This window comes from Streptomyces sp. NPDC015345, from assembly GCF_043078805.1.
Classification (GTDB): Bacteria; Actinomycetota; Actinomycetes; order Streptomycetales; family Streptomycetaceae; genus Streptomyces.
In genome coordinates this window covers 666,669-682,676 of the sequence record NZ_JBIBTX010000004.1, presented here as the reverse complement: position 1 = coordinate 682,676, position 16,008 = coordinate 666,669, and the positions used below count along the sequence as shown (strand labels likewise).

Genomic DNA, 16,008 nt, shown 5'->3' with positions numbered 1-16,008 from the left:
GTTCTACCGTGCCTCCTGGTCGGTGTCCGTGACTCGTGTGGCCCACATCGGCGGCCGCTCCGTCCGCGGCCGGCCCTCCCCCACTGCCTGAACGGCGTGGGAGGTACCCCCACCGCTCTGCCGGGCCGGCCGCTCGCTCCGGCCCCGCAGCGCGATGTCCGTGCCGTCCCACAGCGTGCCGTCGGTCCGGTCACGCGGATCCGGGTCGATCAGTACCACGCCGAGCACCGCGATGCGCTGGTCCGCGAGTTGCCGCGCCACGGTGTGCAGCCAGGCGGCGCCGGCGTGCCCGGCACGCACGACGAGCACGGTCCGGCTGCCGAGGTACGGGAGGTCGGTCCACGCCGTGCCGGGCGCGACCGAGCCGACGCCGAGCCGGAGCTCTCGCTGCGCCGTGGCCGCGGCGCGCTCGCCGCTGACCACGGTCGGGTCTCCCGGCTCGGGGCGGCGGCCCGCGAGCGGCGGGCCCGGCAGCCCGTCGACGACGACCACCGGCCCCTCCGCCGCCAGGGCCCGGGCGAGGTCCACGGCGATCACGCTCGTGCCGCGCGCGCAGCCCAGTTCGAGGAGCGACACCGGTGCCGTGGAGCCGCGTACAGCGCGGGCCAGGGTCGTGGTGAGGCGTTCGCGTGCCGCACGGGTCCTGCGGCGCTGCCACGGCCCGCGCGACCGCAAGGACCTGTGGCGCAGCTCCGCGATGACCGAGGCGCCCAGGTTCGCCGCGATCTCCCGGCGCAGCACGGGGCGGTCCGCCACCACCGCGCCGACCGCGGCCACCGCGAGCCCGAGGACGAGCCCGAGGACGAGCCCGATCGCGGCGTTGGTGGCGGCGGTCCTGGGCAGGGAGTGCCGCACCGCGCGCGGGGCGTCCACGATCTGGGTACCGGCGACGAGCCGGGGCGTGCCGATGCGTGCCTCTTCGGCGCGCTGGTCGAAGTCGGCGATTCGGGAGTTGAGTTCGGCCCGGCGGGCGAAGAGCGTCTCGATGCTCGCCGCATCCTTCGGTTCGGTCTCCGGCGACCGGTCGCCGATCGCCTTGTTGACCTTGCCCAGCTCGTCCCGCATGCGGTCGCGCTGGTCGAGCAGGGCTTTGGCCTCGGCCTTCGCGGTCTCCCGCATCCGCCGCACATGGTCCTCGACGAACGCGTCGGCGAGCGCCTTGGCGCGGGCCACCGCCTCCGTGTCGCTGTCGCCTGTCACCTCGATCCGCAGCAGGTTGTTGGTCAGGCCGGTGCCGCGGTAGTCCCGCATGAAGTCCTCTGGTTTTTCCGGGGAGTCGAGGGCGCGCAGGGCGTTGTCTGCGATCCGTGTGGTCCCCAGCAGCTCGACGTCGGTGCGGATCAGCGTTCCGGTGTCGTTCGGCTGGTCCTCCTTGTGCGTGACCAGCACCTTGGTCACCGCGGTGGGCGGCGGTGGCCGCAGGACCGCCACCGCCGCGCCGACCAGCAGCCCCAGCAGCGCCAGAAAGCACCAGAGGCGGCGGCGCCTGCGCACCGCCACCACCAGTGCCTGCAAGTCGATGAGCGGAGCGGCGGCCGACGGCTCCGGAGTCCTGGTCGTCGTCACCCTGAGCCCCTCACGTCGTCGCCCACCGCGACCGCGGCGGGGGTGTGACGCGCGGAGCGGCCGGCGACCCCCGCTGAGCGGGTCCGGACCGTGCCGGCAACGACGGTCCCGACTACCTCGTGCCCCGCGTCCACGCACGCCTCGGCGATGCCGACGAGCTCCTCGGCGGTCCGGCTGCCCGCGCTGAGGACGACCAGGGCACCGGACTCGGTGTCGCGGTCCGGCACCAGCGGCCGGGCCACCGGGACCTCCACCACGCGCAGCATGGGGCAGTCCTTGCTCGGCGAGTTCGGGGAATGGCCGCTCTCGGCCTCGGCGACGAGTTGCCCGGCGGCCCGGCGGGCGATCTCGTCGCCCTCCGGTACGACGACCAGCAGTCGCCGGGGGGCGGGTAGTTGGTCCCGGAGGCGAGCGCACACCCGCCGGTAGCGGAGCTGTCGGCCCGCTTCGCCGCCGGACGGCTGCGGGGCCGGGATGTCCCATGGAGTGTCGATGCCCAGCAGTCGGCGGGCCCAGGCCCGCGGGTCGCGGCCCGGTGGACGGTGCGGGAGCCGTTCGCCGGATACGTCGACGGTGCCGAGCAGCGTCGAGCCGAGCGCCGCGGCGATCTCCCCTCCGGTGCGCGGTCGGCGGTTCGTCCGTGCGGCGGCGAGATGGCCGACGACCGCGAGCAGGAAGAACAACAGCGCCCCGGCGGCGATGAGTTGCGTCCTCGTCGGCGGCGCCTCGCCGGTCGGCCGGGCGGCGGGTCCCATGACGACCAGGTCGGCCTTGCCACTCGCCGGGCCGGCCTCGTCCAGCTTCTTCATGGCCTCGTGCAGCGCGGTGCGCAGCTTCTCCAGTTCGGTGCGGGCCTGCACGCCCTCCACGGTCCGCCCCGGGTCGGCGGCGCCGGCCAGGTCCGAGATGCGGCGGTTGGTCTGCACCACCTTCTGCCGCAGCGTCTCGGGCCCCGCCGCGGCGTCGGGGTCGGTGTCGTCGCCCGCGATCCGCGCGGCGAAGGCGACGAACTGCCGGGCCACCTGGTCCGAGAGCCGCTGCGCGCGCTCCGGGCTCTCGGCCGTCCCCGAGATCTTGATGATGTTCCCGTCGGCGGCCTCGGCGCTCACGCGGTCCCGCAGCTCGCTGCCTGCGACGCCGTTCCAGTCGAGCGTGGCGGCGGCGCGGTCGACCACCGCCGAACTGGCGGCGATCTCCGCCTGGGTCAGCAGCTCGCGCTCCTCCCACTCTCCCGCCAGCAAGACCGATGTCGACGTCGTGTACCTCGGCGGGAACAGCAGCGAGGTGCCGTAGCCGACGAGGGCGCCCACCACGGCGACGACGATGAGCAGCCGCCCGCGCCGACGGAGGATCCGCCCGATCGTGACCAGGCGTATCGGATCATCGCTCAACTGCGCTGCCTCCTCCGGGCCCGGACCGGTCCGCCTGTCACCGGGGCGTGGTCGCGGCAGGCAGCCGCATAGGCGGCGAGCAGCGACGCCTGCGAGTTCCGCCAGGAAAGCTCTCCGCCGATCCGCTCCTGGCCGGTCTTGCCCATCCGGGCCCGCCGCTCCGGATCGTCCAGGAGCAGCGCGATCAGCCCGGCGAACGCGGCCTCGTCGTTGGCGGGCGCGTAGAGGGCGGCGTCACCGGCGGAGACTCTGGCCTCCCGCAGGTCGAAGGAGACGATGGGCCGGCCCATCACCATGTACTCCAGGACCTTGTTCATGGTCGACACGTCGTTGAGCGGATTGTGCGGGTCCGGGGAGAGGCACACGTCCGCGGTGGACAGGTAGCGCGCCAGGTCGGCGTCCGGGATGCGCCCGGTGAACTGAACCTGCTCCGCGAGCCCGAGCCGCCGGGACAGCTCCCCCATCGCGTCGAAGGTGTCACCCGCGCCGACGAACACCGCGTGCCAGTCGCTCCGCCCGAGCTCGTCGCGCAGCTTCGCGAGGGCCCGCAAGGCGTAGTCGACGCCGTCCTGCGGGCCCATGACGCCGAGGTAGCACAGCAGATGGGGCTTGCCGCGCTTCAGCTCGGGCTCGGGCGGTACGGGGTGGAACCGGTCGGCGTCAGGCGCGCTGCGCACCACGAAGACGTCCTGCGGCCGCCGGCCGCCTCGGCGCACCGCGACGTCCCGGTAGCTCTCGTTCGTGGCGAGGACGACGTCCGCGGCCCGGTAGGTCATCCGCTCGAGCGCGCACACACCGCGGTAGAGCAAATCCTTGCCGCGGTGGAACCGGGAGAGGTACAGCTCGGGCACCAGGTCGTGCTGGTCGAAGACGAACCGCGCGCCGCGCCGCTTCAGCCACAGTGCGGGCAGGAACAGCAGGTCGGGCGGGTTGCAGGCGTGGACCACGTCGACCGGGCCGACCTTCCGGGCGAGGCGGACCGTGTGCCACAGCGCCGATCCGTACTCCCGCAGGTAGCCGGCAGGCCCTCCGGTGGCGGCACGCAAGGGGTAGCGGTGGATCCGCACCCCGTCGATCTCCGCCTCCGGCTCCGTGTCCCGCTTCGCGCCCCGGGGGCAGATGACGTGCACCTCCCACCCCGCGTCACGCAGCGTCGTGCACTCCTGCCACACCCGCCGGTCGAACGGCACCGACAGGTTCTCGACCAGGATCAGCGCGCGCCGGTCGGGCTTGTGGCCGCCGGCTGTGTCATCGAACGACGTGTCACCAAGCAAGGCCCACATACCCCGGTTCGGCCCGGCGCGCCTCGGCGTCGGGGAGGTGGATGAGGTCGACGATCACCGGGCTCTCGCCGTGGGGCAGTGCCGACAGCACGGCCGGGTCGCTGGTCCCGACCAGGCACACCTCGGCGTGTTCGAGCACTTCCTCGACGGAGCCCGCGAGCAGTTGCGCGAGGTGCGGCAGCCGGGTCTCGATGTACTCGCGGTTGGCGCCGAGCAACCGGGACAGGCTCACGTTGGCGTCGTAGATCCGCAGGTCGTACCCCTTGCCGAAGAGCCTCTCCGCCAGTTCGACGAGCGGGCTCTCGCGGAGGTCGTCGGTGCCGGGTTTGAAGGAAAGCCCGAACAGTCCGGCCCGGCGTTTGCCGGTGCGCTCGACCAGCTCGACCGCACGCTGCAAGTGGTCGGAGTTGGACGGCAGCACGTGGGACAGGATGGGTACGGAGACATCGGCCCGCTTCGCCGCGTGGACCAGGCTGCGCAGGTCCTTGGGCAGGCAGGAGCCGCCGAAGGCGAAGCCGGGCCGCAGATAGGCGGGGCTGATGTTCAGCTTGCGGTCGGCCAGGAACACGTCCATCACCTGGTGCGAGTCCACCCCCAGCGCCTGGCACACGGCGCCCAGCTCGTTCGCGAAGCCGATCTTGAGGCCGTGGAAGGCGTTGTCCGCGTACTTGATCGCCTCGGCCGTCGGGACCGGTACCCGGAACACCTCGCCGGGCAGGCCGTCGTACAGCGCCGCCACCGCGTCACCGCTCACCGGTTCCAGTTCGCCGATGACGGTCTTGGGCGGGTCGAAGAAGTCCCGCACGCTGGTGCCCTCGCGCAGGAACTCCGGGTTGACCGCGACCCCGAACTCCACTCCGGCCGTGCCGCCGACGTACTTCTCCAGGATCGGTACCAGCAGGTTCAGACAGGTGCCCGGGAGCATGGTGCTGCGGAACACGACGGTGTGCCGCCCGCTGCCCGCACCGCGATCCGCCAGCGCGGCACCGATCTGCTCGGTGACCCTCTCCAAGTACGTGGTGCACAGGCTGCCGTTGGGCTCCGACGGCGTGCCCACGCAGACCAGCGACACGTCGCTGTTGAGGATCGCTTCTCGGACGTCGCCGGTGGCGCGGAGTGTTCCCGCCGCCACGGCCTCGGTGACGAGTTCGCCGATCCTTTCCTCGACCACCGGGGCCTTGCCGTCGTTGACCAGGTCGACCTTCACCTGGTTCACGTCCACCCCGATGACCTCGTGCCCCAGGCCGGCCAGGCATGCGGCCGACACGCAGCCCACATAGCCGAGCCCTAAGACGCTTACTCTCATGACCGGTTCCTCCCCCCGGGCAGGCCCTTGCGGCCTGCCGTCCGTGCGCCGATCGGACGACGCCCCCCGCGCATCAGTAGGCTCCGTGCCCGTGGATCACCGCACGCAGCGTCTTCCACAAGATCACCGTGTCGAGGGCGAGCGACCAGTCCTCCACATAGCGCAGGTCGAGCCGGACCGCCTCCTCCCACGGCAGGTCGCTGCGTCCGCTGATCTGCCACAGGCCGGTGAGGCCGGGCTTGACGAGCAACCGCCGCCGGATGTCCGGTCCGTACGCGGCGGACTCCTCCGGCAGGGGAGGCCGCGGGCCGACGAGCGACATCGAGCCGGTGAGTACGTTGAAGAGCTGCGGGAGCTCGTCGATCGAGTACCGGCGCAGCACCGCCCCCACCCTGGTCACCCGCGGGTCCCGGCGGAGCTTGAACAGCAGGCCCGCGCCTTCGTTGCGATCGGCCAGCGCGGCACGCGCCTCGTGGGCCCCGGCGACCATGGTGCGGAACTTGAGGATGGTGAACTCGCGGCCGTCCTTGCCGACTCTGCGCTGGCGGTAGAACGGCCCGCCCCGGCTGTCCACCAGGACGAGCAGCCCGACGAGCACCATGAGCGGCGCGAACAGGATCAGCAGGATCGCGGCGGCCATCCGGTCGACGATCCCTTTGACCGCCCGGCGGCCCCCGGTGAAGGTCGGCATGCTGACCCGCAGCAGCGGGATCCCGAGCACCGCGTCGACGTGCAGCCGCGGGCCGGCCACCTCCATCAGCACGGGGGCCACGACCATCTCGGCGTCGCTGCCCTCGAGGTTCCAGGCCAGCCGCTGGAGCCGGTCCGGTGACCAGTGCGGGTCCGGTGTGATGGCGACGACCCGGTAGCCGTCGCGGCGGACGTGGCCCGCGACGTCCGTCAGCCGGCCGACGACCGGGACTCCGTCCAGTTGGTCACCGTCGAGCCCGTGGCCGTCCGCCGTGCACACCGCGTCCACCCGCCAGCCGAGGTGCGGCAACTTGCGGGCCCGGGCGATGAGGTCGCGCACGGTGGCCGGGCTTCCGGCGGCGAGAACCGGTCGCAGGCACCGTCCGTCCTTCCGCTGCCGGTGCAGCCGCAGGCGCAGCAGATACCGAGCGATCATGGTGGTCAGCGCGATCGCGGGTATCGCGACAAAGATCCAGAGTTTGATGTTGCGCGAGGTGAGGGCGATCCCGCCGAGCGCCAGTACGACGACCGCCGCGAACAGCGAGCGTCCGAGCCGGCGGAATTCCTCGGCCCCCTGGCCGAGCACGGCCGGAGCCCACGCCCGGCTCACCGCGAGCGCTCCCAGCACCAGCAATTCGGTTCCGAACGCGAGAATGCCCCACTTCTCATGCCAGTTGGCCGCGTCCCTGGCCCCGAAGAAGATGCCGATCGCCGCCACCACGCAGGCGGTGGCCACGGTATCGCTGGTGATCACGGTACGGCGGTACCGCTGCTCCCAGTCGGTCGCGGGCCGACTGATCACCTCGTCCGTCAGATGCCCGTGCGCCGACGGAAAAGGGCTGACTAATTCCCCCTGCTCCACAGAACCCCCAGGTCGCCAGTGGTTCGACGTCTTCGCCCCACACTGTTTTCTCTCCCCGGGAGGCTCCCCAGCCCCCCGCGCCGCGCTGTTCTTCCCCCTCGGGAGGCCCCCGCCTCCCGGGCATGACATTCCTGCTGTTTCAGCGCTGGTCGAGCAACCCGCCCTGGCGGCGGCGGACTCGCATGTACCGCCAGGCTCCCGATGTGCACGGGTTTGTCGCCTGGTGTCCGCATGCGAAGCACGGTCAATCTAGACCATCGGGGCCCGCCTGAAGAGGGGATGTGTGCAACTTGTGCTCAAACTTTGAAGGCGAACCGAACGACCAGGGCCTTCCACGGATGTCTCGACGCCGAAGACACGCGCGTGACCTGCGCTGACGAGGGTTCTCCGGCCTGCCGGAACCGGCAGGCCCGAGGCATACCCGGCCCTGCCGGCCGAGCCTGCCTTCCTGGTGTTTCGACCGGTTCAGGCCATGCTGGCCGACAGAGCGGCGCCTCAGAGCCCGGCGAGCCAGTCGTGGGCGGCGAGTGCCGTCGTTCGGGCGTGTTCCTCCAGGACGGTGAAGTGGTCGCCAGGCACGGTGACTTCGGCGTGCGCAAGGCTCCAGGGCGGGGCGGGTTCCGCGCCGGGCAGCGGGTCCCGGGCCCGTAGGTACAGGGTGGGGGCGGCGAGCCGCGCGGGTTTCCAGTCGGCGAAGAGTTCGAAGTAGCCGGCCATGGCGGTGAGCCGGTCGGGGTCGGCCGCGGACGACCTCGCGGCTCGTCGCAGCATGTCCGACGTCATCGCCGAGAACGACTGTCCGGCGGCGTCCGCATCGTGCGGATAGGTGTCCACCAGCACGACGGCGGCCGGGGCGGTGCCCTCGGCCGCCAGCCGCTCGGCCACGGCCTGGGCCACCCAGCCACCGGCTGACCGGCCGAGCAGCACCGGCGGTGCCTGCCCGACGACGGCGCGGACCGTGGCGACGTGGGCGGTGACCAGCGCGTCCAGCGTGGCCGGCAGGTCCTCGCCGGGCGCGAAGCCGGGGTTCCGCACCGCCGATGCCGGGCGCAACTCCCGTAGGGCGGCGGCGAGTTGACCGTACTCGTGAGGTCCGGAGAGCGCGCTGAGGGACGGGAAGCAGATCAGCGGGGCGCCCGCGCCGCCCGATGTGAGGGTGACGGGTTCGAGTGCCGCACGGCCTGCCCCGGTGACGTCGAAGACCGGCCGCAGGCGCGCCGCGATGGTGAGCAGCGCCATGCTGTCCCAGACGCGGCCCCGGAGACAGGCGCCGCGAAAGAGTGCGCTCAGCGAATCCGGCGCGCCCTCGCTGTCCGGTACACCCGCGGCCTGTACCGGGACGCCGGGTGAACTGTCCGGGACGCCGTCCCGTGCGTACCGCTCCGCCAGCTCGACGGCCACCGCCTGTGCCGTCGGGAAGTCGAACAGCAATGTGGACGGGAGTGTGAGCCCCGTCGATGCCGAGAGCTGGTTACGCAGCTCCACCGCGGCCAGGGAGTCGAGTCCCAGGTCCGCCAACCGGTCGCTCGCTTCGATCGCGCTCGCTCCCTCCGGGTGGCCGAGGACGGCGGCCGCCTGTGACCGCACTTCGGTGAGCAGCAGGTCGGTCCGCTCGACCGGGGAAGCGGCCTTCCATCGCTCGGCGATACCGGTCTCACTGCCGCCCCGCGCTTCCACGGCGCCGGGTACGGGAGTCCGGTGACCACCCGCGTCCGGCGGGGCGTCGCTGAAGGCGGCCGGGGTGATGCGGGCCGCGACCACTTCGGCGTCGTCACCGGCCACGGCGGCGTCGAAGAGGGCCAGGCCCTCCTCCGGGGTGAGCGGGACGAATCCGGAGCGGGCCATCCTGCGCAGGTCCACTTCGGTGAGGTGCGCCGTCATGCCGTCGCTCTGCTGCCATGGCCCCCAGGCGATGGCGGTGCCCGGCAGGCCGCGTCCTCTCCGGTGCCTCGCGAGGGCGTCCAGGACGTGGTTGGCCGATGCGTAGTTGGCCTGCCCCGGGGAGCCGAAGACGCCCGCCACGGAGGAGAAGAGGGCGAACATCGCCAGGTCGTGCCCCTGGGTCAGTTCGTGCAGCGCGAGGGCCGTGCCCGCCTTGGGCCTCAGTACGCGTTCCAGGCGGTCGGGGGTGAGCGTGGAGACGATGCCGTCGTCCAGCACCGCCGCGCTGTGGACGACTCCGGTCAGCGGATGGGCCGCCGGAACGGAGTCGAGCAGGGCGGCGAGCTGTTCCCGGTCCGTGAGGTCGCAGGCCCGTACGCTCACTTCAGCGCCTGCCGCGGTGAGTTCGGCGACCAGCGCCTCCGCTCCCGGGGCGTGCGGTCCGCGTCGGCCCGCGAGGAGCAGATGCCGTACGCCATGGTCGGTGACCAGGTGCCGGGCGACCAGCATGCCGAGCGAACCGGTGCCGCCGGTGATCAGTACGGTGCCCTCGGGGTCGAGTCGCCGCCGCGGTTCCTCGCGACCGTCCAGGCGGACGAGCTCGGGTACGTATGCTTGCCCGTTCCGCACAGCTGTTTCCGGCGCCGGTGCGGCCAGGAGGGTGGGGACGAGCTGCCAGGAGTCGGGGTGATCGTCCACGTCGAGCAGGGCCAGCCGGCCCGGGTGCTCACGCAGGGCCGAGCGGACCAGACCCCACACCGCGGCGTGGGCCGGCGCCCAGTTCTTGGTGTCGGCGTCAGGGCCGAGCGGGGAGACAGCGCCGGAAGTGACGAGGACGAGGTGGGAGTCGGCAAGCCGTGGCTCGGCGAGCCAGTCCTGAATGAGCCGCAGAGCGCGGCTCGTCGTCTCCAGCATCCGCGCCGGGTCCTGTGCGCCCAGTCGTGTCCTTGCAGGTGATGGACACGGGGCAGATGACGGACACGGGGCGACGACGACGGCCGGCGGCACGTCGCCCGCCGATGCCGGGTCGCGGAGGACCGGGATGCCGGAGCCCCGGGGAGCCAGGACATCGACCAGCGGTGTGCCGGCCCGCCCCAGTACGCCCCAGGAGGGCGCCGCCCCGGGGGCGGGCGGCTGGGGCGAGGGCACCCAGACCATCCGGTGGAGCAGCCCGGCATCCGGTTCCGCCGCGCTCAGCCCGGCCTGCGGGAGCGGCCGCAGCGCGAGCGAGCGCACCGCCGTGACCAACTCCCCTCCCGCGTCCGACAGTTCCACCAGGGCCCGGCCGTTCGCGCCCGGCGAGATCCGCACCCGCAGCCGCTGCCCGACTGCGGCGGCGGCGCACAGCGTCACTCCTTCGAAGGCGAACGGCAGGCGCACCCCCTCACCGTGGGTCTCGCCCGCCCCGGCACGGTCCGGCGAGCGGCCGTCGAGGGCGAGGACGTGCAGGGCCGCGTCGAGCAGCGCGGGGTGGAGGAGGAAGTCCGAGCCACGGTCCGGCGTGAGCAGGGCCTGCGCGGTCTCGGGCAGCGCGACTTCGGCGTACAGCTCCTCTCCGTGCCGCCAGGCGCCCCGCAGACCGCGGAAGGAGGGGCCGTAGTCCAGCCCGGCCTCGGCCAAGAGCTCGTACGGATCGCCGGCCGTGCCGTCGGCGTACAGCGGGATGGCGCCCGAAGGCGGCCAGGAACCGGTACGGACCGCGACGGCGACCTTCGGCTGTTGCTCCGGTTTCCGCTCCGGTACGAGCGTCCCGGAGGCGTGCAGGCACCAGGGGTGGTGACCATCCGCCCGCGCGGCCGGCCGACCGTGGAAGAGGACGGTTCGGCGGCCCGCGGCGTCCGGGCCCGACACCGTCACCCGAAGGTCGACCATTTCATCCGGAGGCAGCAACAGCGGTGTCGTCAGGGTCAGTTCGCCAAGGCAGGGCGCGCCGACCGACGCACCGGCATGCAGGGCCATCTCCACGAAGGCCGTCCCCGGCAGCAGTACCGCCCCGGCCACCGTATGGTCGGCCAGCCAGGGGTGGTCGTGGACCGAGAGCGGCCCGCCCAGCAGCAGCCCGCCGTCGGCCGTCGCTGTCCGGTGGGTCAGGAACGGATGGGCCGGTTCGCCGTACGCGGGCGCAGGCGCGAGCACAGGCGCGGGCGCGGTCCGGTGTCGTGGAGAGGCGGCGTCGAGCCAGTACCGGCGGCGCTCGAAGGCGTAGGTGGGCAGGGGGACGCGCCGAGGGTCGTGCCCGGCGAAGACGGCTTCCCAGTCGACGGGCACCCCATGGCTGTGCAGGGCCGCCACGGTCTCGGTGAGCGCGTCCGCTTCCGGCCGCGCTTTGCGCAGTGTCGGCAGGATCAACGGCACCGGCCCGGCAAGGCAGTCCCGTACCAGGCCGGACAGCACCCCGTCCGGGCCCACCTCCACGAAGTGTGCCGCGCCACGGCCTTGCAGGTGGGTCACCGTATCGGCGAAGAGGACCGGGCGGCGGACGTGGTCCACCCAGAAATCCGGTGAGCGCAGTTCTTCCTCGGTGGCCACTCGCCCCGACACGGCCGTGACCAGGGGGAGTTGTGGCGCGGCGAAGGTCAGACCGCGTACCGCCGCCGCGAAGTCGGCCAGCATGGGCTCCATCCTCGCGGAGTGGAAGGCATGGCTCACCCGCAGGTGTGTCGCGGACCGGCCCCGCTCCCGGAAGTCCGCGACGGTCCGCGCCACCGCCGCCTCGTCCCCGGAGACGACGACCGAGGAGGGGCCGTTGACGGCGGCGATCTCCACGGTCCGGCCCGGCGTCTCGGTGAGGTGGCGCGCCACGTCCTCCGCGGTCGCGTCCAGGGAGGCCATCGCACCGCCCGGAGGCAGCGCGTCCATGAGCCGGCCACGGGCCGCCACCAGCGCGCAGGCGTCCTCGATGGACAGCACTCCCGCGACGTGCGCCGCGGTCACCTCGCCGAGCGAGTGCCCGGCCACCAGGTCCGGGCGCACACCCCACTCCCCCAACTGCCGGAACAGGGCCGTCTCCAGGGCGAAGAGAGCGGGCTGCGCGAACCGGGCCGTCGCGAGGAGCGCGCCTGTCTCCGTGCCGGGATCGGCGAACACGACGTCCCGCAGGGGCACCGGCAGCCAAGGATCGAGCAGGGAGCACGTCTCGTCGAAGGAGCGGGCGAAGCCCGGGTACAGGTCCGGCGACGCGTACAACTCCCTCCCCATTCCCGGACGTTGACTCCCCTGGCCGGTGAAGACGAAGGCCAGCGGGCCCCGACTGCGGGACGTGCCCGTCCATGTTCCGGGTGGGCTCGCCCCCTCGGCCACTCCCTGGAGGGAGGTGAGCAGTTGGGCGCGGTCGCGGACCACGCTCACGGCCCGGTGCTCGAAGGCGGTCCGGGTGGTGGCGAGCGCGTATCCGATGTCCAGAGGGGTCGCATGCGGGTCGGCGGCCACCCGCGTGTGCAGCCGTCGTGCCTGGGCCCGCAGCTCGGACGCGCTCCTCGCCGACACCGGCACCGGCACGGCGATGGACGCCGCCGCCACCACGCCGCCGCCGTCTTCGTCGGACCGGCCGCACCCGGCCCCGGCTCCCCGACGGCCACCCGCCACGGGGACCGGCGACAAGGTGTCGTCACCCGCGTCCGTCGGCGCTTCCTCGATCACGACATGGGCGTTGGTGCCGCTGATGCCGAACGAGGACACTCCGGCCCGGCGCGGGCGGTCCGTCCTCGGCCACGGTACCGGCCGGGACAGGAGCGTCACCCGCCCCGATGACCAGTCGACCCGGTCGGTCGGTACGTCGGCGTGCAGCGTGCGCGGCAGCAGGTCGTGCGCCATCGCCTGCACCGTCTTGATCACTCCGGCCACTCCCGCGGCGGCCTGGGTGTGACCGATGTTCGACTTCACCGAGCCCAGCCAGAGCGGACGCTTCCGCGGTTCGCGCCCGTACGTCGCCAGGAACGCCTCCGCCTCGATGACGTCACCGAGCCGGGTGCCGGTGCCGTGCGCCTCCACCGCGTCGATGTCCTCGGGCGTCAGCCGCGCCTGTGCGAGGGCCTGCCGGATCACTCGCCGCTGCGCCGGTCCGTGGGGTGCCGTCAGTCCGTTGCTCGCCCCGTCCTGGTTGACCGCCGAACCGCGCACCACCGCCAGGACCGGGAGCCCCGCGCGGCGCGCCTCGGACAGCCGGGTCAGCAGCAGCATGCCGGCGCCCTCGGCCCAGCCGGTGCCGTCCGCCGAGGCGCCGAAAGCCTTGCAGCGGCCGTCCGGAGCCAGCGCCCGCTGCCGGCTGAACTCCACGAACGACGACGGTCCGGACATCACCGTGACCCCGCCGGCCAGCGCGTACGAGCACTCCCCTCGGTCCAGCGCCTGGGCCGCCAGGTGCAGGGCCACCAGGGACGACGAACAGGCCGTGTCCACCGTGAGGGCCGGCCCCTCGAGACCGAAGGTGTAGGCGATGCGGCCGGAGGCGACGCTGCCCGCGTTGCCCAGGCTGAGGTAGCCCTCCATCTGTTCGGGCGTCTCGGCGAGACGGTTCGCGTAGTCGCTGTACATCATCCCGACGTACACACCGGTCGGCGTGCCGCGCAGGGTGCGGGGTACGAGACCGGCGTGTTCGAAGGCTTCCCAGGCCACTTCGAGGAGCAGCCGGTGCTGCGGGTCCATGGCCACGGCCTCGCGGGGCGATATGCCGAAGAAGCCGGGGTCGAAGCGGTCCACGCCGGAGAGGAAGCCGCCCTCACGCGCGTACGTCCGCCCTGGGCGCCCGGGGTCGGGGTCGTACAACGCCTCCGTGTCCCAGCCGCGGTCGGCGGGGAACGGGCCGATGGCGTCCCGCCCTTCGGCCACCAGCTCCCACAGCTCCTCGGGGGAGGTGACGCCTCCGGGGTAGCGGCAGGCCATGCCCACGATCACCACGGGGTCGTCGTCCGGCCGGTCCGTGCCCGCGTGCGCGGCGCCGGTGGCGGTGGCGGGCCGGCCGGCGGCGCCGCGCGAGCGGAGGTGGGCGGCCAGCGCCGCGGCCGTGGGGAAGTCGAAGGCGACGGCCTCGGAGAGGGGAAGCCCGGTGGCCGCCGACAAGCGCTCCCGGAGCGCCGTCGCCGTCAGCGAGTCCATGCCCAGGTCCCGCAGGGCGGTCTCGGGTTCGACCTCCGCCACCGAGCAGCCGACCAGCGCCGCCGTCTCGCTGCGCACCAGGGCCAGCAGGTCATCCGTGGGTCCGGTCGCCGTCCCGGCACCCAACGCACGCGCGTTCAGGTCGTTCAGGGCGTACCGCTGGACCTTCCCGGAGGCGGTACGGGGGATGTGGTCCACCTCGTACAGCTCAGCGGGCACCTTGTGGGCGGACAGTTCCGCGCGACACGCGGCGAGCAGGGCGCCTCTGTCCAGGGCGCCGCCGTCGGCCCCGGGTACCAGGTAACCGACCGGCACCTCGCCGAGGACGGGGTGCGGGCGTCCCCGCACGGCGGCGTCCGCCACCCCGGGCAGCCGCCGCAGCACCGCCTCCACCTCCGAGGGATGGACGTTCGTGCCACCCCGGATGATCAGGTCGCTCGCCCGGCCGGTGATCACGAGTTCGCCGGACGGCTCGATCCTCGCCAGGTCGCCGGTACGGAACCAGCCGTCGCGCAGCACCTCCGCGGTGGCCTCCGGCGCACCGTGGTAGCCGGTCATGACACCGGGCCCGTGCACCCACAACTCGCCCTCGCCGACGTCCTGTCCGTCCGCGCCGCCGCCGACCCGGAGCCGGGTGCCGGGCAGCGCGCGGCCGCAGGACTTTCCCGCCGACGTCTCGCCGGGCGCCGTCATGGTGACCGGTCCTGCCTCGGTGCTGCCGTAGTGCTCCAGGTAGGGGACGCGGCAGATCGCCTCGAAGGAGCCGCGGAACTCGGGCCCCGCGGAGGCGCCCCCGCTGATGCAGCCGCGCAGCGCGGGCGCGCCGAGCCCCTCGGCGTCGCGCTCGCCGTCCATGGCCGGCACCCCGTGGCCGGTGCCCCGCACCTCGTCGAGCAGGGCCGAGTACGTGGTCGGTACCCCGCCGAGGAGTGTGCACGGAGCGTCCTCGCGGCGCAGCTCGGCGAGGACGTCCCGTACCGAGAACCGGGGCAGCAGCATGGCGCTCGCCCCGGTCACCGTCACCCCGAGGACGCAGACGACCTGACTCATGGCGTGGTGCAGCGGCAGCGGCCACAGCAGCCGGTCCCGCGCCGACAGGCCGAGCACGCCGACGAGGCCCGTCTCGACCGGCGCCAGGCGGTTGCGCTGCGTGGACAGCACGCCCTTGGGGGTGCCCGAGGAGCCGGAGGTGTACAGCGTCCACGCCACCTCGTCCAGCCCCAGATCGTCCCGGGCGGGCGTGACCGCCTCCGTGCCCGCCAGGTCCTCGTACCGCACGACGCCGTCCGGCGCACCGGACGGGTGCGTCGGCACGACCGGATCCCCGACGGCGGGCCTCCCGTCACCGCTCTCCTCACCGCCGCCCCCGGCGACCACCAGGGTGAGTCCGGGGCGGGACAGCAGCCCCGGCTGCCGGTTCAGCCGCGCCTCGTCGGTGACGAGCACCCGCGCACCGCAGTCCTCCAGCAGGCGGTCGAGTTCCGCCTCCGGGACGCCCGCGTCCAGCGGTACGCCCACTCCGCTCGCCCGGGTCACGGCCAGCAGGCTCTCGACCGCCTCGACGCGGTTGCCGAGCAGGACGGCGGCCCGGTCGCCCCGCGCCAGTCCGAGCCCGGCCAGGTGGCCGGCCAGCCGTCCGGTCCGCCGCTCCAGGTCCCGGTAGGTCCTGCGCGCTCGGCGGTCCTCGAAGGCGACCTTCTCCCCGCGGCGCGCGGCATGGTCCCGAAGGATCTCCGCGATCGGCCTGATGACGTCCTCGCCTGTACTCACTGGATCGAACTCTTCTCTCTCTACGCCTCGTTGAGGGCGGCGGAGCGGCGCGCAGCACGTCCAGTATCAACCGGGCCTCCCTCCTGTCCGCTTCCGCCCGGCGTGCCTGCCGCTCTGCGGGGCACAGGGACAGGTACCGCGACGAAGACGAACGCCACGAGGACG

Annotated in this window: 6 protein-coding genes; all 6 read right to left on the bottom strand. The window is 73.3% G+C overall.

What is annotated here, in order from left to right; genetic code table 11:
• Positions 1-3: 3 nt before the first annotated feature.
• Positions 4-1,566: a Wzz/FepE/Etk N-terminal domain-containing protein gene (locus ACF062_RS20210; RefSeq protein ID WP_392139911.1), complete on the bottom strand. Its 1,563-nt coding sequence runs from the start codon at positions 1,564-1,566 to the stop codon at positions 4-6.
• Positions 1,563-2,957, bottom strand: coding sequence for a Wzz/FepE/Etk N-terminal domain-containing protein (locus ACF062_RS20205; RefSeq protein ID WP_392139909.1), 1,395 nt, complete (start codon positions 2,955-2,957; stop codon positions 1,563-1,565). Before ACF062_RS20205 ends, ACF062_RS20210 begins: the two co-directional genes overlap by 4 nt.
• The gene (locus tag ACF062_RS20200; protein WP_392139907.1) at positions 2,954-4,231 is read right to left on the bottom strand and encodes a glycosyltransferase family 4 protein; all 1,278 of its coding nucleotides are present in this window, start codon (positions 4,229-4,231) and stop codon (positions 2,954-2,956) included. The genes ACF062_RS20205 and ACF062_RS20200 overlap by 4 nt, the downstream gene beginning before the upstream one ends.
• Complete coding sequence (locus tag ACF062_RS20195) at positions 4,221-5,546, bottom strand: nucleotide sugar dehydrogenase (protein ID WP_392139905.1); 1,326 nt, start codon at positions 5,544-5,546, stop codon at positions 4,221-4,223. Before ACF062_RS20195 ends, ACF062_RS20200 begins: the two co-directional genes overlap by 11 nt.
• A gap of 73 nt (positions 5,547-5,619) precedes the next feature.
• The gene (locus ACF062_RS20190; protein WP_392139903.1) at positions 5,620-7,098 is read right to left on the bottom strand and encodes a sugar transferase; all 1,479 of its coding nucleotides are present in this window, start codon (positions 7,096-7,098) and stop codon (positions 5,620-5,622) included.
• A 495-nt stretch (positions 7,099-7,593) separates the two neighbouring features.
• A complete protein-coding gene (locus ACF062_RS20185) occupies positions 7,594-15,843 on the bottom strand; it encodes a type I polyketide synthase (protein ID WP_392139902.1) in 8,250 nt (2,749 codons plus the stop codon).
• Between the last annotated feature and the right edge of the window lie 165 nt (positions 15,844-16,008).

Coding starts and splice junctions, on each gene's coding strand:
- ACF062_RS20195 (WP_392139905.1), bottom strand. CDS start 5,546: ATGAGAGTAAGCGTCTTAGGGCTCGGCTATGTGGGCTGCGTGTCGGCC.